Raw genomic sequence first — 21667 nt, forward strand, 5'->3', positions numbered from 1 at the left:
GGAAGGCCTCGAGGGTGTTCTCCCGGGCAGCCTCGGAATCACCACGGTGCGCTACGACGGAAATGCTCATGTCCGCACCCTAGGAGGCGCTGGTGACGCGGTGGTGAACTCAGCGCTGCTGGTCGACGTCGCGGGTGATCAGTCGCTCCAGACGCAACCACGGGGCACGCTTGTGCCGGTCGAGGCGCAGGTGGATGCTCTCGCGGGTCATGATCGTGACCACGATCAGGGCGGTGGCAATGGTGACGCAGGTGACGCCGAACCAGATGGTCGCGGGCGGTCCGAAGCGGTCGCCCAACCAGCCGACCACCGGCGAGATGATCGGCGCCATGCCGGTGATGGCCAGACCCCACAGCGCCATCACGCGACCGCGCATCTGCGGGGCGGTGGCGGTCTGCAGCAACGAGTTGCCGGTGACCAGGGCGGTGATGGTGAAGAAGCCGACAGGTGCCTGCAGTGCCACGAAGACCAGGAAGTTGGGCGCCAGGGCGGCAGCGGCGTTGAAGACCGCGTAGCCGGCCATGCCCAGGATGACGTGCCGCAACCGTGGCTGCCCGCGGCGGGCCGACCACAGCGCGGCGGCCAGCGCCCCGATGCCCATGACGGAACCAATGGACCCGTACTCACCAGCTCCCCGACGGAACCGCTCGGTGGCCATCACGGCGTTCGAGATGTTGTAGTTGAAACCCAGCCCGCCGACGGCAAGCCCGACGCACAACAGCACCAGCAGGTCGGGGCGTCGTCGGACGTGCTTGAGGCCGCCGACAAAACCGGCATTGCGTCCGCTTGCGGGCTTCGACGGGTGCAACAGGGAGGTGTCCATCAGTGCCAGTGCCGCGATCATCACGCCGATCGCGAGGACGTTGATGGCGATCACCCAACCGGTCCCTACCAGGGCGATCAGGGCCCCACCCAGGCCCGGGCCCAGGAGGCGTGCGGCATTGAAGCTGGCCGAGTTCAGGGAAATGGCATTGGGAAGTTGCTCGACCGGGACGATCTCGGCGACGAAGGCCTGTCGCGCTGGCCCATCGAAGGCGAAACCCAGGCCGTCGAGCAGGGAGAGCGCGAGCACGTGCCACAACTCGATGCGTCCACTGATCGTGAGCAGCGCGAGGGTGGTGAACGCGACCAGGCTGATGGCCCCGGTGGTCATCAGCACCTTGCGCTTGGGGAAACGGTCGGCGACCGTCCCCGCAAGGGGGGTCAGCAACAGGCCGGGCAGGAAGGTGCAGGCCGTCTGGTACCCGAGGTGTTGGGCGCTGCCGTTCGGCAGTTCCACGAGCACCAGCCAGGCAAGGGCGGTACGGGCCATCCAGCCGCCGACATTGGCGAGCGTGCCACCGATGAAGTAGGTGCGGTAGTTCGGGTTCGCCAGGCTGGCAAAGGTCGAACTGCTCGCCACCGCTGCCACTCCTTGATTCGCATGATCCTGGATTCGCATGATCCTGGATTCGCATGATCCTGGTCGCCATGGTTCCGCCCGCATGGTCTCGGAACGGGCCGCCTGCCAACCTAACACCCTCGTCTGGGGCCTGGGGCCTGGGGCCTGGGCACGGCTCCCGGGGCTAGCATCGTGAGCCATGCGCCCCACCCTGTGCCGTCCTGACGAGGTCGCCACCCTGTTGCCCGCGGTGATCGCCGACGAGATGGTGCTCGCGCCCCTGGCGGACGATGCAGCGCGGGCCGTGGTCCTTCCCGATGTGGACGTCGAGGGCATCCATGGTGGCGTGATCGTCACCACCTCCGGCTCGTCCGGAAAGCCCAAGGCGGTCGTCCTGTCATCGGATTCCCTGCGGGCGGCTGCGGCCTCGGCCCGGGAACGCTTCGACGCCTTGGGTCTGGGCCGCATCACGTGGACGAATGCGCTGCCCGACCAGTACGTCGCGGGCCTGATGGTGCACGTCCGAGCCTTGCTGGAGGGGACGAGGGTGCGGGTGGCCGCCCCTCGTCTTGGCGGTCTGGAGCCTGACCCGGCCACCGCCAATGCCATCTCGATCGTTCCCACGCAACTGTTCCGCGCGATGGAGGAGTCAGCAGTGCTGGAGCGGCTGGCCCGCTACGACGTCGTCCTGCTGGGCGGTGCGTCCGTCGATCCGGGGCTGTTGGAACGGGCCCGTGGGCAGGGGCTGCGGCTGGTCACCACCTATGGCATGTCGGAAACCTGCGGCGGCTGCGTCTGGGACGGCGAGCCGCTGCCCGGCGTCGACGTCGAACTGGACGACGACGGACGCATCCACCTCGGCGGCGAGATGGTCTTCAGCGGCTATCGCGGCCGCCCTGACCTCACCGAGGAGGTGTTGGTCGAAGGACGGGTTCGTACCCAGGATCGCGGCGCATGGCTGGCCGGAGCCGAGCCGCGACGGCTGCGCGTGCTCGGTCGGATGGACGACGTCATGGTCAGCGGAGCAGTCAACGTCGACCTGGCCGCCGTCCAACGGGCCGTGGATGCACTCGACGGTTCAGCTGTGTGCCCGGGGGTGGTCGTCGCCCTCCCGGACGCGGAGTGGGGCCAACGCGTCACGCTCGTCGTCACCGAGCACGCCCACGACCTCGACTGGTACCAGGAACGACTCCGAGCCGACCTGTCGGGGGCGGCGCTCCCGCGTCGTTTGGAACGCCTTGACGTGCTGCCGCTCACCACCTCTGGCAAGATCGACCGGCGGGCCATCGTGGCCGCCCTGACCGATCGACGCGCTGGGGAGAACTAGGAAGAGGCTTTCGTGGCGACAGTTTCCGAGTGGATAGAGGGCGCCCGTCCGCGCACCCTGCCGGCAGCCGGGGCGCCCGTGCTGGCCGGATCAGCGACGGCCGCTTGGGCTGACAGTCTCAACCTCGGCATGGCGTTGCTCGCCTTCGTCGTCGCGCTCGCCCTGCAGGTGGGCGTCAACTACGCCAACGACTACTCCGACGGCATACGCGGCACCGACGACGACCGCGTGGGCCCGATGCGGCTGGTCGGTTCGGGGGCCGCCCGTCCTGCCCAGGTGAAGGCAGCAGCCTTCGTGTCCTTCGGCGTCGGTGCCCTTGCTGGTCTGGGGCTGGTCGTCTGGTCCCAGCACTGGTGGCTGCTGGTGGTCGGCGTGTGCTGCATCCTCGCTGCCTGGTTCTACACCGGTGGTGAGCACCCCTATGGCTACGCCGGGCTGGGTGAGGTCTTCGTCTTCATCTTCTTCGGCCTGGTCGCGACCTGTGGCACGCACTACGTGATGACCGATGGCGTTGACCTCGCCGTGCTTCTGGCAGCCGTGTCGATGGGATCGCTGGCCTGCGCGATCCTGGTCGCCAACAACCTGCGCGACATCGACGGCGACCGGCTGGTCGGCAAGCGGACCCTGGCCACCCGCCTCGGGCACGCCGGCACCCGCCGCTTCTACGTCCTGCTGTGTGCAGTGGCCGTCGCGTGCGTCGTCGGGTTGGCCGCGCTGACGACCTGGTCGGCGCTGCTCGGGCTTGCCTGCCTCGTCTTCGTCGTCCCCTGTGTGCGGGCCATCCTCGGCGGCGCGGACGGACGAGGGCTGATCCCGGTGCTGCGCGACACGGGCTTCGCCGAGCTCACCGTGGCCCTCGGCCTGCTGGTCGGCTGCCTGCTCGGCTGAGCACGCATCCACTCCCACCGCGCTGGCTACGCTGTCGGGGTGCAACTCCACTGCTGGCAGGTCCCGATGCGGACGCGTTTTCGCGGTATCACCACCCGTGAGGGGATGCTGGTGCGCGGCGCGGCCGGTTGGGCGGAGTGGAGCCCCTTCACCGAGTACGACGACGCCGAGGCCGCCAACTGGTGGGCAGCCGCCCGAGAGGCGGCCGAGACCGGGTTCCCGGCGCCCGTCCGAGACCGTGTTGCCGTCAACGTCACCGTCCCGGCCGTCGACTTCGCGCAGGCGCACGCCATCGTGTCCGCGAGCTCCTGCCGCACCGCGAAGGTCAAGGTCGCCGAGCGTGGCCAGCATCTGTCCGACGACCTGGACCGCATCGAGGCCGTGCGCGACGCGATCGGACCGAGGGGGCGAATCCGCGTCGATGCCAATGGTGGCTGGGACGTCGAGACTGCCGTCGACGCGCTGAAGCAACTGGGCAGATTCGGCCTTGAGTACGCCGAACAACCCTGCGCCAGCGTCGAGGAACTGGCCCAGTTGCGCCGGGAACTGGCGCGCCGCGGTATCGACGTCCCGATCGCTGCGGACGAGTCGATCCGCCGGGCCGCAGACCCGCAGCGCGTCGTGGAACTGGAGGCTGCGGACGTGGCCGTGCTCAAGGTCCAGCCGCTGGGTGGGGTGCGGCGCTGTCTGGAGCTGGCAGAGCAACTTGGGCTGCCCGTGGTGGTCAGCTCCGCCCTCGAGACCAGCGTCGGGATCCGGATGGGCGTGGCGCTCGCCGCGGCGCTCCCCGAGCTGCCCCATGCCTGCGGATTGAACACCCTCGCGCTGTTCGCCGATGACGTGGCGGCCGTGCCGCTGGTCGCCACCGACGGGTCGCTGCTGGTGCGAGATGTGCTCGTGGACGGCGACGCGCTGGCGCGGTTGGCCGCCCCGTCTGATCGGGAACAGTGGTGGACGCAGCGCCTGGCCCGTGTGCGGGAGGTGTGCGCATGAGCTCGTGGCTCCTCGCGCAGGTCGTCGTCGAACAGTTGCTCGAGGCAGGTGTGCGAGATGTAGTCCTGTCTCCCGGCTCCCGCAGCGCCGCTTTGGCGATCGCACTGCGCCGCGCGGACGAACGGGGGGAGCTTCGCCTGCACGTCCGGATCGACGAGCGTAGTGCTGGTTTCATCGCGCTCGGCATCGCCAAGGTGGATGGCCGTCCGGTGGCGATCGCCACCACATCCGGGACCGCGGTGGGCAACCTGATGCCGGCCGTGATGGAGGCCAACCATGCGGGCGTCCCGCTGGTGGTCCTCTCGGCAGACCGTCCCGTTTCCATGATCAACTCCGGCGCCAACCAGACCACCGACCAGGCTGGGCTCTTCGGTGCCCAGGTGCGCGCCGCCGCCCGGTTGGCCAGTAGCAATGGCGAACCAGACGGCTGGCGTTTCCAGCTGCGCCGCGCGCTGGCGCTGGCCGCCGGCACCCGCACCCGCAACCCCGGCCCGGTGCAGGTGAACCTGGCCTTCGATGTCCCCCTGCTGCCCACGGACGAGAAACCGTCGCCCGCCCAGCCGCTGGCCGTCACGCCCGCGGTCAGCGGGACCTCGCGTCTTGAGCTGCCCGTGGGTGCGCGCACGGTGGTGCTGGCCGGTGACGCCCCCGTGGCGCTCGGGCGGCGGGCGCGGGTGCTGGCCCAGGCCGCCAACCTGCCGCTGCTGGCCGAACCGTCCAGCAATGCTCGCTCCGGTGACAGGGCGATCGCGACCTACCGATTGCTGCTCGACAAGGCCGATCTCGGCGGACGGATCGAGCGGGTCATCGTCTTCGGACGTCCGACCTTGTCGCGGCCGGTGAGCCGATTGTTGGCCCGGCGCGACGTCGAGGTGGTGCTGGTGGCCGACCAAGCCACCTGGGTCGACCCGGGGTTCAGCGCACGGGCCGTGGTCGACGCCGTCGACCTGGCTCCCGGTGACCCCCACTGGACCAACCAGTGGCTCACCGGCGACCAGACCCTGCAGATCAAGATTGAGATGGCCCGGCGTGAAATCGATGAGGGCGGACGACTCGACGGGGGACGTCTGGCCGAACTGGTCGTCGACCGGGTGGGTGACGGGGCGCTGGTGCTGGGTTCATCGAATCCGATCCGGGATGCCGATCTTGCCGCGATCGGCGACGGGGCGCCGCGCGTCTACGCGAACCGCGGGCTGGCCGGCATTGACGGCACCATCTCGACCGCCATCGGTGTGCACCTCGGGCTGGGGGAGCCGGTGACTGCCCTGATGGGCGACCTGACCTTCCTGCACGACGTCGGCGGGCTGTGGCTCGGACGCCTCGAACGCCCTCCGTTGGTGCGCATCGTGGTCGCGAGCGATGCGGGCGGGTCAATCTTCCACACCCTCGAACAAGGGGGTCCGGAGCATGCGGACGACTTCGAGCGGGTCTTCGGCACTCCCCACGACGTGGACCCTGCCCAGGTGGCAGTGGCCTACGGCTGGCAGGTGGCATCGGTGACGGACACCTCCGAGCTCGCCTCGCGCCTGTTGGTCCCCGTCCAGGGCCCCGAGGCCCTGGTGGTGCCCATCTCACGGGACGACCGCCGCGCCTGGGCAGAGCGCCTGGCCTCCCTCTAGCCCCACGCTGCCCAGTCGTGCTGCGCCAACCTCGACTCGGCGCCGTCAGCGATGCCAGACGGCTGGGGTGGTGGTCGTGATGGGCACCAGGCCAGCTCGGGCCAGGATGGGGCGCGAGTATTCGGTGCAGTCGGACTGCAGGTAGTTCTTGCCGTGGGCCTTGGCCGAGCGGGCGCGTTCGGCCGTGATCGCCCGGTACAGACCCTTGCCGCGATGGTGCTCGTCGCAGGCGCCTCCCCACAGGCCCGCGAAGTCGGTGCCGGGGACGAAGTCGACGCGTCCGGAACACACCACCTCGCCTGACCCATCACGCACCAGCCACATCTCGAACGAATCCGGGTCGGCCTCGAAGCGCGCCACGAGTTCGTCGGCACGGCGCAGGGAGTCACCCGGGGCATCCCCGAAGACATCTCCGGCGAGCGCCTCGGCCGCGCGCAGCTGCTCCTGGCCGTCCGCACGCTCAAGGCTGTACCCAGCAGGCAGGCCGGATCCCGCGGCGATCACCGCCTCCATCGTGCCCGCCATCACGGTCTCCTCGTCCTCGAAGACGAAGCCAGCACCCTCCAGCAGACCACGTAGCTCTGGCAGTGGGTCGTGGCCCCTCGTCTTCCACTCGAAGTGGTCGATCCGTGCGTCGGATGCATAGTGCTGGACGACCCTCGCGACCAGCGGCGCCAGGTCGAGCCACGTCGGGATCTCCCGATAGGTGACGAAACCGCGCCCGCGCTTGGGGAAGCTGGCGGCGAGCAGCGGGCCGATGCGCACCACCTCGTCCGCGTCGTACACCTCGGCCTCGGCACGCAGTTGCTCGTCATAGCGGCGCAGCAGTTCATCGGGGTTCATCCCATGACAGTGTCGCGCCCAACCTCGGTCGCACAAGCGATTTTGCGCCAGCCCAAGCCCACGAGCTCACTCGGGGTCGGCAGGGGTGGAGATGTCGGTGCCCTCCAGGGAACGCAACCATTGGCGCAGCTGGTGGGTGGCCCGCACGTCGTCCTCGTTGTACTCCAGCACCCGGCGCCTCGCCTCGGCCCTCGCCAAGGCGTCCGAGCCGTGCACGGCGTCGCTGAACCAGCGTTGCGAGTTCAGGCCGCCCGGGTCATCGTCGCGCCACTCGAAACCAGCCCCCGAGCGGGCAACCACCTTCAGCCCGAGTCCGTTGGTGCCGAAGAAGTGCTGTTTGATCAGCAGGAACAGGTCGACGAAGGAGCCTCGGACGCGCTTCGCGGCGGCCACCAGGTCAGCGTCGCCGCTGCGGCGAGCCAGCCGCATCAGGTGCACGACCTCGTAGTCGGAGTAGTGGTAGACCTTCATCCCCGGCCGCTCGGACAGCAGTTGGTCCAGCCACATGATCGCCGCTCGCGCGAGCGCGACCTCCGAGTCATTGTCCAGGTCGGTGAAAGAGCTCAACTCGTGGTACCACGGGTCAGCGTCGCTGAACCGATCGTGCACCAGGAAACCCCACAGGTACACCCGGTCCCCGGCCGAGGTTTCGATGTCGAAGTCGATCTCCAGGTCGCTTTCGGGCAATTCGATGGGGTCGGCCGTCAATCGCTCCAGCTCCACTCCGGAGAGCATCAGCGCCGCCCGGCGAGCGGCCAGCCTCAGCCGGTGAGCAGCGCCCTGGCGGTGGGCCACCTCGGGGAGGTATGCCTCCATCATTCCCTCGACGTCGGCGCTGGCCAGGTCGGCCAGGGTGTTGATGCCGTGATGGCGCAGCACGGAGATCTCGCGCACGTCGAGGGGCGACTTGTTGATCCGCAGGCTGAGGTCGTCGTCGTCCAACTGAGGCTTGCAGACCTCCCACCAGATGCAGTGCTCGCACTCGCGCACCACGATCGGCTGGACCATCTGCCGCGGGTCGTCAGGGCCACCGGTGCGCTGGGACGCCCGCTCGGCCACCTTCATCCGGAACCCGAACTCGTGGTCATAGCGCTCCAACGGGGAGCGCAGCGTCCAGCCGGTGAGGGCCGTCCGGGAGAAGGTGCGCAGGAACTTGCGGGTCAGCTCAACCCAGCTGACCACCGGCTCGGCGGCGTGGGGACGCAGGATGTCGGTGCCGATCACCCCGGCCAGCGGGACCTCCGCCGCATGTCCCGTGGCGTCCAACAGGCGCCAGTAGTGGGCCATCTGCAGCAGGTCCTGGTCGCGGGAGGGCTTGAAGGACCAACCCATCAGCTCCTCGCAGTCGGCCCAACCAGGAGATTCCAGCCGGCTGAAGCGCAGCCCCACCTCGGGGGCAGCCTGTTCGAGCACCCGGTGCCGCTTCACCTCGACGGGGGCATACCCCGGACGTCCGTCGCTCCGGTCAGGTCCCCGCACCAAAAGGTCGGCCTGGCCCCGGCGTCCACCCACCGGGTCGGCGGGTAACCTGCCGCCCACGATGATCCGCTCCCCGGCGGCCAGCGCCGCCAGCGTCGCCTCGATCACGAACTGGCGCCCCAGATGGGCCTGCGGGCGTAGGTCCAACACCTCGCTGCGCCGGCAGATGGCGGCCAGCATGTCGTCCTCGAAGGCCTTGCCACCGGCGAAGAGCTCGGTGAGGGCCTCGTCGACCACCGCTTCGGGCTGCGTGAGCGTCGGGTCGTACTGGTTCTGCGTCTTGACCGGGCACGAGCGTGCCGCGTAGGCGTCCAGAAGTATGTCCATCCGCAGCCTCAGGCGGCCCAGCCGCGGTGCAGCGCCACCATGCCCTGGCTCAGGTTCTTCCAGCCCACGGCCCTCCAACCGGCCTCGTCCATCAGGTCTGCCAGGGCCTGCTGGTCGTGCCAGCCCAGGATCGACTCCGCCAGGTAGTCGTAGGCAGCCGAGTTGGACGACAGTGCGCTCATGGCGGGGATGATGCGCGTCATCCACTCCTTGTAGAAGTAGCGCAGGGGAGCGAGCGTCGGGGTGGAGAACTCACAGATCACGACCTGCCCACCCGGGCGGGTGACGCGACGCATCTCCGTCAAGGCGGCCAGCGTGTCCTCGACATTGCGCAGGCCGTAGCTGATCGTCACGCAGTCGAAGACGCCGTCGGCGTAGGGCAGTTCCAGCGCGTCCCCGGCGACGAACTGCAGGTGCGGCTGGCGCTCCCGTCCGACGCCCAGCATGCCGAGGCTGATGTCGGTGGGGAAGACCTGCGCTCCCTCGGCGGCGAAGGTGGCAGAGCTGCTGCCGGTGCCAGCTGCGAGGTCGAGGATCCGCTGCCCCGGCTTGGGATCGACGGCCTCCACCACGTCCTTGCGCCACTGGCGCTGGACCCCCAACGTCATCACGTCGTTCATCAGGTCATAACGCTTGGCGACGCCGTCGAACATGGACGCGACATCAGCGCGGCGCTTGGCAAGGGTGGCACGGGTCTCGAACACCCACCTAGCTTCCCACACGGCTCCCACGGTTCTTGGGGACGTTCCTCGGGCGGTGTTCGATGCGGTGTTCGAAGCCGCATCCGAGGCACCGGACGGAAGGGCTTCTGGGATGCACCACAATGGGGCCCATGTCCAAGCGCAAGACCGTCCTCAAGGTGAGCGACCTCACCAAGTCATACGGCGACCACGTGATCGTCGACAAGTTCAACCTGGAGGTGGGCGAGGGCGAGGCCGTCGCACTCACCGGGCGCAATGGCGCGGGCAAGTCGACCGTCCTGCGCTGCATCGTCGGCGCCGACCGCCCCAGCGAGGGCACCGTCGAGGTCTGCGGCCTGCGGATGCAGGAGTCCAACCCCGAGATCCGACGCAATGTCGCGACGGTCATCGACGACCTCGACTTCTTCCCCGACCTGTCCGTCGTGGAGCACCTGGACCTTTTGGCCCGCGCCCACGGCCTGGATGATGCCGACGCGCTGGTGGACGAGGTGCTGGAGGAGGTGCAGCTGGTGCCGCAGGCAGGGCAGCTGCCCACCACGCTGTCGTCCGGCCAGCGCCGCCGTCTCGCACTGGCGACGGCCTTCGTCCGTCCCCGCAAGCTGTTGGTGCTGGACGAGCCGGAGCAGCGCCTCGACGTCGAGGGCATCGAGTGGCTGGGCCAGCGCCTGCGCCGCGATCTGGACGAGGGACTGGCCATCGTGATGGCCAGTCACGAGCCGAGCCTGGTAGCGGCCCTGGGTGCCCGTTCCGTCCAGCTGGGTGGCAAGCGCGGATGAGCACCGAGGCCAACAGCTCCGCCGGCCCGACGCAGTGGGCGACGCCCGCCGCGATCGAGACCGAGGCGGACGAGAAGCAGCTGCTGCTGCTGATGAAGGACTGGCGCAAGGGTCGCGCCACGCGTTCGGTGTGGGACGCCCTGCAGGACGCCTATGTGGCCGTCTTCGCGCTCGTGATGGTGGCCGCGATGGTCATCAACGTGATCATCAAGGCCCAGCAGGTGGCCAGCGACTGCGCCACCCAGGCCTGCACATCCGGACGTGGGCTGCTCCCGTGGGCCGCGCTGGCCGGAGTCTTCGCGCTGGTGCTGGGCGCCAGCCGCCTGTTCGGCCCGGTGCTGGCCAGCGCCGCCGAGGGTTTCTGGCTGATGGACGCGCCGCTGCACCGGGAGCGCCTGCTGCGCCGTCGCCTCTGGATGGCCGTCGGCGCCGCACTGGTCGCCGGTGCCGTGCTGGGCGCCCTGGTGGCCGCCCTGACCGGCTCGTCGGCCAGTGCCGTGCTGGCATGGACGGCTGCCACCGGCCTGGGTGCTGCCGGGCTGGTCGGGTTCGCCGCGGCCGAGCAGGGCGCCGAGCGGACGATCTTCGTGCAGGCCATCCAGGCCATCGCCGGTCTGGCAGGCGTTGGCGCACTGCTGGCGGTCGTCGCCACCGCAACCGGCTGGCGCAGTGTCCAGGTCGACCAGGACCACACGGTCCAGCTGGCAGGCATCGTGGCCGCGCTCGGCGCAGTGCTGGCCGTCGCCGGTCTGGCGATCGCCGGGCACCGCCTGTGGCGGATCCCGCGCGCCCGGCTGATGTCTGGTGGTTCCTTGGTGCAGGGCATGCAGGGTGCGGCCTTCGCGCTCGACTTCGCCCTGATGCGCGACATCCTCGTCGAACGCCAGGCGGCGGCCCGCGGCAGCGTTCGCCCCACCCGTGGGCGTGGCCTGGGGCTCCGGGCGCTGGTCTGGCGGGACGTTCAACGTCTGATCCGGTTCCCGCGTCCCTTGCTGACCCTGGTCGCCAGCGCGATCGTCCCCTATGCCGTGCAGGCGCTGGGGCTGGGCTCGCTCAACGTGGTGATATCGGCGCTCGTGCTGATGGCGGCGCTGATCCCGCTGTTCGGCTCGTTGCGGGTGCTGTCCCGCACCCAGGGCCTGGCTCGTTGCCTGCCCTACGGCACCGCCGACGTGCGCCAGGCCGCGACCATCGTGCCGACGGTGCTGGCCGCGTTGTGGTGGGTGCTCGTGACGCCGGCCTTTGTCGGCATCGGCGCCGAGCAGCACCGCGAGCCGACCCGGGCCGTGATGTTGGCGCTGGTCACGGCCGTCGCTGGTCTGGTGGCCGCCGTCCGCTGGGTCTCGGCGAAGCCCGCCGACTACAACGCCCCGATGATGGCGACCTCGATGGGCGCGCTGCCGCCCGGGCTGATGTTCAACCTTTTCCGCGGCTTCGACATGGTCGCCTTGGTGAGTCTCCCGGTGCTGCTCGGGGGTTCGCCGTGGATCTCGCTGGTGCTCGCCTTCATCGCCTGGACCTTCCTGCGGATGGGTGGCCTCAACCAGGCCGACATGCTCGCCCAGCAGGAGGAACAGCGCAAGCAGCTCGCCGAGCTCAAGGCCCAGACCAAGGCCGACCGCGAGGCGGGAAGGAAATAGCCCGGCCGCTACCCGAGCTGGCCGGAGGGGCCCCTCGACAAACTTGAGGGTGGTTCGTCAGCCGCCGAGCGCCTCACGGATTGGCTGGAACTTGGCGATCGTCTCGGCGATCTCCTGCTCGGGTTCGGAACCTCGCACGATCCCGCAACCCGCGAAGGCCTGCAGCTCGTTGCCGCGCACCAGCCCACCGCGCAGGGCGATGGCCCACTCGCCGTCGCCTTGCGTGTCGATCCAGCCGACCGGGCCGGCGTAGCGTCCGCGGTCCAGGCCCTCGACCTCGGCGATCAGGTCGCGGGCCAGGTGTGTCGGCGTCCCGCACACCGCAGCGGACGGGTGTAGGGCGGCGGCCAGGCGCAGCGAGCTGGCACCGGGGGAGGCGACACCCGTGATGTCGGTGGCCAGATGGAGCACATTGGGCAGTTCCAGGACGTAGGGCGCGTCTGGCACGTTCATGGCATCGCAGAACGGTGACAGGGCCTTGCTCACCGACTCGACGGCGAACTCATGCTCGCGCAGGTCCTTCAGGGAGGCGGTCAGTCTGTTGGCGAGCAGGGCATCGTCCTCCGCGACCTCGCTGCGGCGCATCGTCCCGGCCAGCACCCTGGAGGTGGCCAGCCCACCGTCGCGGCGAACCAACATCTCCGGGCTCGCGCCCACCAGGCCGTCCACCGAGTAGACCCAGCAGTCGCGGTAGGAGTTGACCAACTGCTGCACCAGCCAGCGTTCGTCGATCGGCTCGGAGGCGGTGGCGACGATGTCGCGGGCCAGCACGACCTTCTCCACCGGCCCCTTGGTCAGCAGGTCCACGACCTCGCCGACAATCCCGCCCCAGGCCCTGGCCCCCAGCCCGCCGTCACGCCAGCTGACACCAACCGGTGCCTCCGGCCAGGGCTGCACGTCCGGCATCTGCTCCGCCAGGTCGTCACCGCGACCGATGACGGTCAGCCAGGCGCGCTCCCGGCGGCGGGCGACGATCACCTGCGGCACCACGAAGCTGGACGGCTCGCTGGTGTGGTCCGGATCGAAGGTGAACGAACCGAAGGCAACGGGGCCAACACCGCGCACACCCCACAGCTCACTCTCGTGTTCGAGGTCCGCGACGAACTCGTCCCACCAGATGTCGGCAGCGTCCAGCGAGTCGGGGCAGAAGCGTGCGGCCTCGCCGATGCCGACGATCCCGTCCCCGCGCCGCAGGAAGGCCTGCGAGTTGCCCGGTACGAGGAATCGCTCCAGGTTGCCGGGGTCAGGGATCGCGATCGTCCGCGCTCGCATCCGCTCTGATCCGGGATTCACAATCACGTGGCAGATGCTAATGCCTACACCCCGGCCGCGGTGCTGCCCGCCCTGCGCGTGCCGGTCCAATTTCCACAACGAAGCGGTTGCGTTAATAGGTGCATTTGCGCTGGTCATCCGGTGAATGACCCCTGCGGCACGCCGGGTGGAGCCACGCTCGCAAAGGGCCTAGACTCCTGCCCAGTGCCCGGGCTCGACCCCGGTGCACTGCGCGCCGACTGGCGCGACGTGGAACCGGACAGGAGAGCTCGAATGGCGCAGACTCCCGACGTGGTGGTCGTCGGGGCCGGTCCGGGTGGATCGGCCACTGCTGCGCACCTCGCCCGACGCGGCCTCGACGTGATCCTGCTGGAGAAGGCGACCTTCCCGCGCGACAAGATCTGCGGCGATGGCCTCACTCCCCGCGCCGTCCGCTCGCTCGTCCGCCTCGGCGTCGACATCTCCGAGTCCAACGGCTTCCACCGCAACGAAGGCCTGCGCATCTATGGCGGCCATGCCCAGCTCAACAGCGGCGACGACCTGTTCATGCCGTGGCCGCAGTTGGCCGACTTCCCCCCCTATGGTCTGACCTGCGCGCGGATGGACCTGGACGAGAAGCTGGCCCGCCATGCCGCCTTGCTGGGTGCGACCTTGGTCGAGGGTGCCGCCGTCACCGCTCCCATCCGCGAGGGCGGACGCATCGTCGGGGTCACCACCAAGGACGGACGCGAGTTCCGCGCCCCCGTCGTCGTGGCCGCGGACGGCGTCTCCTCCCGCCTCGGTATCGCGATGGGCGTCGAGAAGCTGGAGAAGCGCCCGATGGGCGTCGCAGTGCGCGCCTACTACCGCTCGCCGCGCGGTGCGGACGACTTCATGGAGAGCTGGCTGGAGCTGTGGGACGGCGAGCCGGGCTCGTCCAATGTGCTGCCCGGCTACGGCTGGATCTTCCCGATGGGCAACGGCATCGTCAACGTCGGCCTGGGCATGCTGAGCAGCTCGGAGGCCTTCGGCAGCACCGACTATAAGGACCTGATGAAGCGCTGGCTGGCCGCAACGCCGGCCGAGTGGGGCCTCAGCGAGGAGAACCAGATCGGCCCGATCCGCGGCGCCGCGCTCCCGATGGGGCTGAATCGCACCCCCACGTACGCCAATGGAATGCTCCTGGTGGGCGATGCGGGTGGCATGGTGAACCCCTTCAACGGGGAGGGCATCGACTATGCGCTCGAGGCCGCCGAGCTGGCAGCGGACGCCATCGCACAGGCCAAGCTGGCCGGTTTCGGCACCGATGCAGCCGAGCTCGCCCTCAGGGGCTACTCGAGGCATGTGCGGGAGTCCTTCGGCGGCTACTTCCGTCTGGGGCACATCTTCGCGTGGCTGATCGGCCACCCCACCGTGATGAAGGTGTGCGTCCGTTACGGTTTGCCCAGGAAGCACCTGATGCGACTGGTCCACAAGTTGCTGGCTAACCTGACGGACCATCCGGGGCGCGACGCGAGTGATCGGATCATCAACACCTTGACCCGGCTGGCACCTCCGGCGTGACGGGGGAGAAGGCAGGGTCGAGAATGAAGCAACCGAACCAAACCAGGAAGGGCGGACGTAGATGAACGCCTACACGCCGATCGTCGGGATTTTCTTGCTGGCGGTGCTGTTCGTCGTCGTGATGGTGGCGTTGAACCTGTTGTTCAACCCCCGTCGCAAGAACCGTGCGAAGTCCCAGAGCTACGAGTGCGGCATGGAGCCCACCCCGCACGCTGCCGGCGGCGGTCGCTTCCCGGTGAAGTACTACGTCATCGCGATGCTCTACATCATCTTCGACATCGAGATCGTCTTCCTCTACCCATGGGCGGTGAGCTTCCACCGCCTCGGCCTGTTCGCCGTGGTCGAGATGATCCTGTTCATGGTGACCGTCTTCATCGCCTACTTCTACGTCTACCGCCGCGGCGGCCTGGACTGGGACTGACGAGCAGCAGCGAAAGGTATCGAAATGAGCAACGAAGAAGAAGGCAGCGTCCTGCTGGCCTCATCGGAGGCCATCGTCGGCTGGCTGCGCAAGACCTCCTTCTGGCCGCTGACCATGGGCCTGGCCTGCTGCGCGATCGAGATGATCAGCTACGGCGGCCCGCGCCATGACGCGGCCCGCTGGGGCCACGAGGTCTTCCGCGCGTCACCGCGCCAGGCCGACCTGATGATCGTCTCGGGTCGCCTGAGCCAGAAGATGGCGCCCGTCGTGCGCCAGCTCTACGACCAGATGCCCAACCCCAAGTGGGTCATCTCGATGGGAGCCTGCGCCAGCTCGGGTGGCATCTTCAACAACTACGCGATCGTGCAGGGATGTGACCATGTCGTGCCAGTCGACTACTACCTGCCCGGCTGCCCGCCCAACCCCGACCAGCTGATCGACGCCATCTTCAAGCTGCGCAACGACATCCAGCACTACCCGCTGCTGGGCGACATGAAGCGGGCGGAGGAGCAGGCCGAGGCCAAGGCACTGGTCGCCCCCTCCACCCGTGAGATGAAGGGCCTCATGCGATGAGCGAGAACAAGGCACCCGAGAACAAGGCACCCGAGAACAAGGCGGACGTGAAGCCCGTCGAGGGCTCCGGCAAGACCATCGACGAGAAGGTTCCCGCCGCGCAGGACTCCGCCCCGACGGCCGGCCTCGAGCGTGAGGACGCCCAGCCCAGCCCGTACGTGATCGGGCACACCAAGGGCATGTGGGGCAACACCTCCGGTGACACCTCCGGCTTCGGTGGCATCGAGCGCGCCGTCGAGTGGCCCGGCGTCAGCGCCCGTCCCTACGGTGGCTGGTTCGACCTGGTCGCCGACCGGATGGCTGCACTGGTGCCCGGCTTCGCAGCCCAGCGCGTCGTCGTCGACCGCGACGAGATCACCTTCTTCGTCGACCCCGCCCAGCTCCCCGAGCTGGTCAAGCACCTGCGCGACGACGCCCAGCTGCGCTTCGAGCAGTGCGCTTCGGTGAGCGGCGTGCACTACCCCTCGCAGGCCGGCGCCGAGCTGCACGTGGTCTACCACCTGCTCTCGTACACCCACAATCGTCGGATCCGCCTCGAGGTGGCCGTGCCGGACGCGAACCCGCACATTCCCTCGATCGTCGCGACCTACCCGATGGCCGACTGGCACGAGCGTGAGGCCTGGGACATGTTCGGCATCATCTTCGACGGCCACCCCGCGCTGACGCGCGTGCTGATGCCGGACGACTGGGTAGGCCACCCCCAGCGCAAGGACTACCCGCTGGGTGGCATCCCCGTCGAGTACAAGGGCGCCCAGGTGCCCCCGCCGGACCAGCGCAGGAGCTACTGAGATGAGCCATGCCGTGAACGACACCACCGACCTGTACGCGCAGGCCGGCGACGAGACGCCCGACAAGGTGTACCTCACCCAGGGCTCCGACTGGGACGACATCGTCAACGAGCAGTCCGAGCGCTCCGACGAGACGATCGTCGTCAACTTCGGCCCGCACCACCCCTCGACGCACGGCGTGCTGCGCCTGATCCTCGAGCTCGACGGTGAGACGGTCGTCTCGCTGCGCCCGGGCGTCGGCTTCCTGCACACGGGCATCGAGAAGAACATGGAGTACCGCACCTGGACCCAGGGCGTCACCTACATCACCCGCGCCAACTACGTGGCCAGCATCTTCAACGAGGCCGCCTACTGCCTCGGGGTGGAGAAGCTGCTGCGCATCGAGGTGCCGGAGCGCGCGCAGATCATGCGCGTGATGGTGATGGAGGTCAACCGGATCGCCTCCCACCTGATCGCGGTGGGCACGGGTGGCCTGGAGCTCGGCGCCTCCTCGGTGGCCGAAGTCGGCCTGCGTGAGCGCGAGATCTGCCTGGAGTTCCTGCAGGCCGTCACCGGCCTGCGCATGAACAACGCCTACATCCGCCCCGGCGGTGTGGCCGTCGACATGCCCGAGGACGGGCTGGACCGCCTGCGTGAGCTGGTGGCCCGGATGGACAAGTACCTGCCCGAGCTGGCCAGCTTCTGCAACGAGAACCCGGTCTTCCGCGCCCGTACGGTCAACGTCGGGATGCTCGACCTGAGCACCGCGATGGCACTGGGTGTCACCGGCCCCTCGTTGCGTGGCTGCGGCTACCCCTGGGACCTGCGCAAGACGCAGCCCTACTCCGGCTACGAGAACTACGAGTTCGACGTGCCCACCTGGGACAACCCCGACTGCTACGGACGCTTCCGCATCCGTCTGGAGGAGATGAATCAGTCCGTGCGCATCCTGCGCCAGGTCATCACCAAGTTGGAGGCCACCGCCGGCCAGCCCGTGATGGTCGCAGACCCGCACATCAAGTGGCCCGCACAGCTCGCACTGGGCCCCGATGGCCAGGGCAACTCGAACGAGCACATCAAGCACATCATGGGCGAGTCCATGGAGGCGCTGATCCACCATTTCAAGGCCGTCACCGAGGGCTTCAAGGTACCTGCCGGCCAGATCTACACGGCGGTCGAGGCCCCGGGCGGCGAGCTCGGCATGCACCTCGTCTCCGACGGCGGCACGCGTCCCTTCCGCGCGCACCTGCGCGACCCAGGCTTCAACCACATGCAGGTGCTTCCCGCCCTCACTGAGGGTGGCCAGCTGGCCGACGTGGTGCCCTGTGTCGCGTCGATCGACCCCGTCATGGGCGGTGTCGACCGGTGATCGCCCTCACAGTAGGGGGGATGACCCCCCTCCAAACCCCCGTAGCACTCGTGCGCACCGCTCCCCGCAGGCTCGGAGCTGCACTCGTGTCAGGAATTGAACTCAAGAGGAGCTCCAACTGATGAGTGGCCACGAATTCCAGTCACACTTCGAGGTCTCGGGCGACGTCGACCACACCGACCAGTCCACGAGCCTCACCGAGGCGAATGTCCAGGAGATGCGCTACATCCTCGACCGCTACCCCCAACCGCGCTCGGCGATCATGCCGATGCTGCACTACGTGCAGTCCGTGGACGGACGCATCAGCCCCGCGGGCGTGCAGGTCGTCGCCGAACTGGTGGGCGTGAGCGAGGCGCAGGTCAACGGCGTCGCGACCTTCTACACGATGTACAAGCGTCGCCCGGCCGGCACCCAGCACGTCGGTGTCTGCGTCACCAGCCTGTGCGCGATCATGGGCGGCGACTACCTGATGGACACCTGCGAGAAGCACCTGGGCATCAAGGCGGGGGAGACCACCCCCGACGGCCAGATCTCGCTGGAGGCCGTCGAGTGCAATGCGGCCTGCGACTTCGCGCCGGTGATGATGGTCAACTGGGAGTTCATGGACAACATGACCCCCGACACGGCCGTCGACCTGCTCGACAAGCTGCGCAGCGGTGAAGAGGTCCACTCCACCCGCGGCGCGAAGATCACCAGCTGGAAGGAGGCCGAGCGAGTACTCGCCGGCTTCCCCGACGGACGGGCCGACGAGGGCCCCACCGCAGGCCACGCATCGCTGACCGGCCTGAACATCGCGCGTGAGCGTGGTTGGGGGGCGCCCGACCCGGCGTCCATCCCCGCGCCCGAGCCCAAGCCGGAGGAGCAGAAGTGACCGACCTGATCTCTCCCGTCCTCACCGCCAACTGGGGCGAACAGCGCTCCTGGAAGCTGGGTGTGTACGAGTCGCAGGGTGGCTACAAGGCCCTGCGCACCGCGCTCGGCATGGCACCGGACGACGTGACGAACCTCGTCAAGGACGCCAACCTGCGCGGCCGGGGCGGCGCCGGCTTCCCCGCCGGTGTCAAGTGGGGATTCCTGCCCAAGGACAACCCGAACCCCCGTTACCTCGTCGTCAATGCCGACGAGTCGGAGCCGGGTACCTGCAAGGACATCCCATTGATGATGGCCACCCCGCACACGCTGCTGGAGGGCATCATCATCGCCTGCTACGCGTTCAACTCCCACCACGCCTTCATCTACTGCCGCGGCGAGGTGCTGCACCCGATCCGTCGCCTGCAGCAGGCCGTCCGTGAGGCCTACTCAGCCGGATACGCGGGCAAGAACATCCTGGGCACTGGCTTCGACCTGGAGATCACCGTGCACGCCGGAGCAGGCGCGTACATCTGTGGCGAGGAGACCGCGCTGCTGTCTGCGCTCGAGGGCACCCGTGGCCAGCCCCGCCTGAAGCCCCCCTTCCCCGCCGTCGCCGGCCTCTACGCATGCCCGACGATCGTGAACAACGTCGAGACCATCGCCTCGGTTCCCTCGATCATCAACAACGGCGCCAACTGGTTCCAGGCCATGGGCACCGAGAAGTCCAAGGGCTTCACGCTCTACTCGGTCTCCGGTCACGTGAAGAACCCCGGCCAGTTCGAATCGCCGATGGGCATCACGATGCGGGAGCTGATCGACCTGGCCGGTGGCATCCGCGACGGACACCAGCTCAAGTTCTTCTGCCCCGGCGGTGCGTCGGCCCCCATCCTGACGGCCGACGACATCGACGTCGCGATGGACTACGAGTCGCTGGCCGCCAAGGGCACGATGCTCGGCTCGAAGGCCATCCAGGTCTTCGACGAGACCACCTCGGCCGTGCGTGCGGCGCTGCGTTACATGGAGTTCTTCAAGCACGAGTCGTGCGGCAAGTGCTCACCCTGCCGCGAGGGGTCGTGGTGGACCACCCAGATCATGCAGCGCATCGAGCGCGGTGAGGGCCAGCCCGGGGACGTCGACAAGTTGATCGACGTGACGGGCAATGTCGCCGGCCGCAGCTTCTGCCTGCTGGGTGACTCCTTCGCGATGATGCTCAACGGCTACATCAGCAAGTTCCGGGACGAGTTCGAGGCGGGCTGCAATGGCACCCCGGCGTGGGAGCTCTTCCCCTACGAGAAGTCGGCGATCTTCCCGGTCGCGTCACAAGGAGGCCACGCATGAGCACCGACGTCGCTCCGAAGCAGGAAGAGGTCAGCCTCGTCATCGACGGCGTCGAGGTCAGCGTCCCCAAGGGTTCGCTGGTCATCCGCGCCGCCGAGAAGGTCGGCATCGCCATCCCACGCTTCTGTGACCACCCGCTGCTTGAGCCGGCGGGCTCCTGCCGCCAGTGCCTGGTCGAGGTGCCCGACATGGGCAACGGACGCGGCATGCCGAAGCCGCAGGCCGCGTGCACCATGGAGGTCGCGCCCGGGATGCAGGTCAAGACCGGGCACACCAGCGAGGTCGCGGCCAAGGCGAATGCGGGCAACATCGAGTTCCTGCTGCTCAACCACCCACTGGACTGCCCGATCTGCGACAAGGGCGGCGAGTGCCCCTTGCAGAACCAGGCGATGGCCAATGGTGCCGCCGAGTCCCGCTTCCATGACCTGAAGCGCACCTTCCCCAAGCCGGTGAACATCTCGGCGCAGATCCTGCTCGACCGCGAGCGCTGCGTGTTGTGTGCACGCTGCACCCGCTTCAGCGAGCAGATCGCCGGTGACCCCTTCATCGCGCTCGTCGAACGCGGGGCCCTGCAGCAGGTGGGCAACTTCGAAGCGCAGCCCTTCGATTCCTACTTCTCGGGAAATGTCATCCAGATCTGCCCCGTCGGTGCCCTCACCAGCGCCGCCTACCGTTTCCAGGCCCGTCCGTTCGACCTCGTCAGTGTGACCACCACCTGTGAACACTGCGCGGCCGGCTGCGAGCTGCGCTCCGACCAGCGTCACTTCCAGGTGAAGCGACGCCTCGCCGGTGACGCGCCAGAGGTGAATGAGGAGTGGAACTGCGACAAGGGTCGCTTCGCCTTCACCTACGCCCGCGGCACCGACCGGGTCACCACCCCGCTGGTGCGTCGCAATGGCGTGCTGGAGCCCGCGAGCTGGCCCGAGGCGATCGATGCCGCGGTGACCGGCCTCAAGGCCGCCGGCAACAGCGTCGGCGTGCTGACCGGCGGCCGTCTGCTGGCCGAGACCGCCTACGCCTACGGACGTTTCGCCCGCGGCGTGCTGGGCACCAATGACATTGACTTCCGCTCCCGCCCGCTCAGCGCGGAGGAGACGGGCTTCCTGGCCTCCCGCGTCGCGGGGCGCACGCTGGCCGACTCGGTGACCTACACCGACCTCGAGGCCGCGAAGAAGGTCGTCCTCGTCTGCTTCGAGCCCGAGGATGAGAGCCCGATCGTCTTCTTGCGCCTGCGCAAGGCCTTCCGCAAGAACAAGCTCGAGGTCCAGACGGTCGGCTCCCTGATCTCCCGTGGCTCCCGCAAGCTGGGAGCGACGCTGGTGCCAGCCACCCCGGGTGCCGAGGCCTCGGTCGTCTCCGGTCTGGCGGCCGACGCGGGCACGATCATCCTGGTGGGGGAGCGGGCCGCGACCAGCGCCGGAACGTTGACCGCGGTGGCCGAACTGGCCGACCGCACCGGTGCCCGGCTCGCGTGGATCCCGCGCCGCGCCGGTGACATGGGCGCGATCGAGGCCGGCTGCCTGCCGAACCTGCTGCCCGGTGGACGTCAGGTCGGCGAC

The 21667-nt window shown here is 68.7% G+C and carries 19 protein-coding genes; 14 read left to right on the plus strand and 5 right to left on the minus strand.

The window, feature by feature from the left end:
• Positions 1 to 109 precede the first annotated feature (109 nt).
• The gene (locus tag ABD089_RS04705) at positions 110 to 1402 is read right to left on the minus strand and encodes an MFS transporter (protein ID WP_343885059.1); all 1293 of its coding nucleotides are present in this window, start codon (positions 1400 to 1402) and stop codon (positions 110 to 112) included.
• A gap of 178 nt (positions 1403 to 1580) precedes the next feature.
• Between ABD089_RS04705 and ABD089_RS04710 the strand changes: the two genes are divergently transcribed.
• The 4 genes from ABD089_RS04710 to menD are packed head-to-tail and all read left to right on the plus strand — an operon-like array spanning position 1581 to position 6208.
• The gene (locus ABD089_RS04710; protein WP_343885060.1) at positions 1581 to 2708 is read left to right on the plus strand and encodes an AMP-binding protein; all 1128 of its coding nucleotides are present in this window, start codon (positions 1581 to 1583) and stop codon (positions 2706 to 2708) included.
• Between the two features lie 12 nt (positions 2709 to 2720).
• Positions 2721 to 3596 (plus strand): 1,4-dihydroxy-2-naphthoate polyprenyltransferase, encoded by an 876-nt coding sequence (locus ABD089_RS04715; RefSeq protein ID WP_343885061.1) that lies wholly within the window; start codon positions 2721 to 2723, stop codon positions 3594 to 3596.
• Between the two features lie 39 nt (positions 3597 to 3635).
• Positions 3636 to 4589 (plus strand): o-succinylbenzoate synthase, encoded by a 954-nt coding sequence (locus ABD089_RS04720; RefSeq protein WP_343885062.1) that lies wholly within the window; start codon positions 3636 to 3638, stop codon positions 4587 to 4589.
• A complete protein-coding gene (menD, locus tag ABD089_RS04725; RefSeq protein WP_343885063.1) occupies positions 4586 to 6208 on the plus strand; it encodes a 2-succinyl-5-enolpyruvyl-6-hydroxy-3-cyclohexene-1-carboxylic-acid synthase in 1623 nt (540 codons plus the stop codon). The genes ABD089_RS04720 and menD overlap by 4 nt, the downstream gene beginning before the upstream one ends.
• Before the next feature lie 45 nt (positions 6209 to 6253).
• Here menD and ABD089_RS04730 read toward each other — a convergent pair whose 3' ends face one another.
• From ABD089_RS04730 to ABD089_RS04740, 3 genes are all read right to left on the minus strand, one after another.
• The gene (locus ABD089_RS04730; protein WP_343885064.1) at positions 6254 to 7051 is read right to left on the minus strand and encodes a GNAT family N-acetyltransferase; all 798 of its coding nucleotides are present in this window, start codon (positions 7049 to 7051) and stop codon (positions 6254 to 6256) included.
• Positions 7052 to 7117: 66 nt separating this feature from the next.
• Positions 7118 to 8857, minus strand: coding sequence for a TM0106 family RecB-like putative nuclease (locus ABD089_RS04735; protein WP_343885065.1), 1740 nt, complete (start codon positions 8855 to 8857; stop codon positions 7118 to 7120).
• A gap of 8 nt (positions 8858 to 8865) precedes the next feature.
• Positions 8866 to 9672 (minus strand): demethylmenaquinone methyltransferase, encoded by an 807-nt coding sequence (locus ABD089_RS04740; RefSeq protein WP_386769138.1) that lies wholly within the window; start codon positions 9670 to 9672, stop codon positions 8866 to 8868.
• Positions 9673 to 9689: 17 nt separating this feature from the next.
• Between ABD089_RS04740 and ABD089_RS04745 the strand changes: the two genes are divergently transcribed.
• Together ABD089_RS04745 and ABD089_RS04750 are read left to right on the plus strand one after the other, a co-directional pair.
• Positions 9690 to 10334, plus strand: coding sequence for an ABC transporter ATP-binding protein (locus ABD089_RS04745; RefSeq protein WP_386769112.1), 645 nt, complete (start codon positions 9690 to 9692; stop codon positions 10332 to 10334).
• A gap of 92 nt (positions 10335 to 10426) precedes the next feature.
• Positions 10427 to 11974: a DUF6297 family protein gene (locus ABD089_RS04750; protein WP_343885386.1), complete on the plus strand. Its 1548-nt coding sequence runs from the start codon at positions 10427 to 10429 to the stop codon at positions 11972 to 11974.
• 57 nt (positions 11975 to 12031) lie between these two features.
• Here the strand turns inward: ABD089_RS04750 and ABD089_RS04755 are convergent, their stop codons facing one another.
• Complete coding sequence (locus ABD089_RS04755) at positions 12032 to 13273, minus strand: isochorismate synthase (protein ID WP_343885069.1); 1242 nt, start codon at positions 13271 to 13273, stop codon at positions 12032 to 12034.
• A gap of 246 nt (positions 13274 to 13519) precedes the next feature.
• On the opposite strand from ABD089_RS04755, the gene ABD089_RS04760 reads away from it, so the two are divergent.
• The 8 genes from ABD089_RS04760 to ABD089_RS04795 form a co-directional block, all read left to right on the plus strand.
• Positions 13520 to 14788: a geranylgeranyl reductase family protein gene (locus tag ABD089_RS04760; RefSeq protein ID WP_343885070.1), complete on the plus strand. Its 1269-nt coding sequence runs from the start codon at positions 13520 to 13522 to the stop codon at positions 14786 to 14788.
• A gap of 61 nt (positions 14789 to 14849) precedes the next feature.
• On the plus strand, positions 14850 to 15209 hold the full coding sequence (locus tag ABD089_RS04765; RefSeq protein ID WP_343885071.1) for an NADH-quinone oxidoreductase subunit A: 360 nt from the start codon (positions 14850 to 14852) through the stop codon (positions 15207 to 15209).
• A gap of 24 nt (positions 15210 to 15233) precedes the next feature.
• The gene (locus ABD089_RS04770; protein ID WP_343885072.1) at positions 15234 to 15782 is read left to right on the plus strand and encodes an NADH-quinone oxidoreductase subunit B; all 549 of its coding nucleotides are present in this window, start codon (positions 15234 to 15236) and stop codon (positions 15780 to 15782) included.
• Positions 15779 to 16570: an NADH-quinone oxidoreductase subunit C gene (locus tag ABD089_RS04775; protein WP_343885073.1), complete on the plus strand. Its 792-nt coding sequence runs from the start codon at positions 15779 to 15781 to the stop codon at positions 16568 to 16570. Before ABD089_RS04770 ends, ABD089_RS04775 begins: the two co-directional genes overlap by 4 nt.
• Position 16571: 1 nt before the next feature.
• Positions 16572 to 17918, plus strand: a complete 1347-nt coding sequence (locus ABD089_RS04780; RefSeq protein WP_343885075.1) for an NADH-quinone oxidoreductase subunit D — start codon at positions 16572 to 16574, stop codon at positions 17916 to 17918.
• Positions 17919 to 18039: 121 nt separating this feature from the next.
• Positions 18040 to 18789, plus strand: coding sequence for an NADH-quinone oxidoreductase subunit NuoE (gene nuoE / locus ABD089_RS04785; protein WP_343885076.1), 750 nt, complete (start codon positions 18040 to 18042; stop codon positions 18787 to 18789).
• Positions 18786 to 20108, plus strand: a complete 1323-nt coding sequence (gene nuoF, locus ABD089_RS04790) for an NADH-quinone oxidoreductase subunit NuoF (protein ID WP_343885077.1) — start codon at positions 18786 to 18788, stop codon at positions 20106 to 20108. Before nuoE ends, nuoF begins: the two co-directional genes overlap by 4 nt.
• A partial coding sequence (locus ABD089_RS04795) for an NADH-quinone oxidoreductase subunit G (RefSeq protein WP_343885078.1) occupies positions 20105 to 21667 on the plus strand: 1563 nt, incomplete at its 3' end. The genes nuoF and ABD089_RS04795, both read left to right, overlap by 4 nt.

It is taken from the genome of Luteococcus sanguinis (genome assembly GCF_039527675.1).
GTDB lineage: Bacteria > Actinomycetota > Actinomycetes > Propionibacteriales > Propionibacteriaceae > Luteococcus > Luteococcus sanguinis.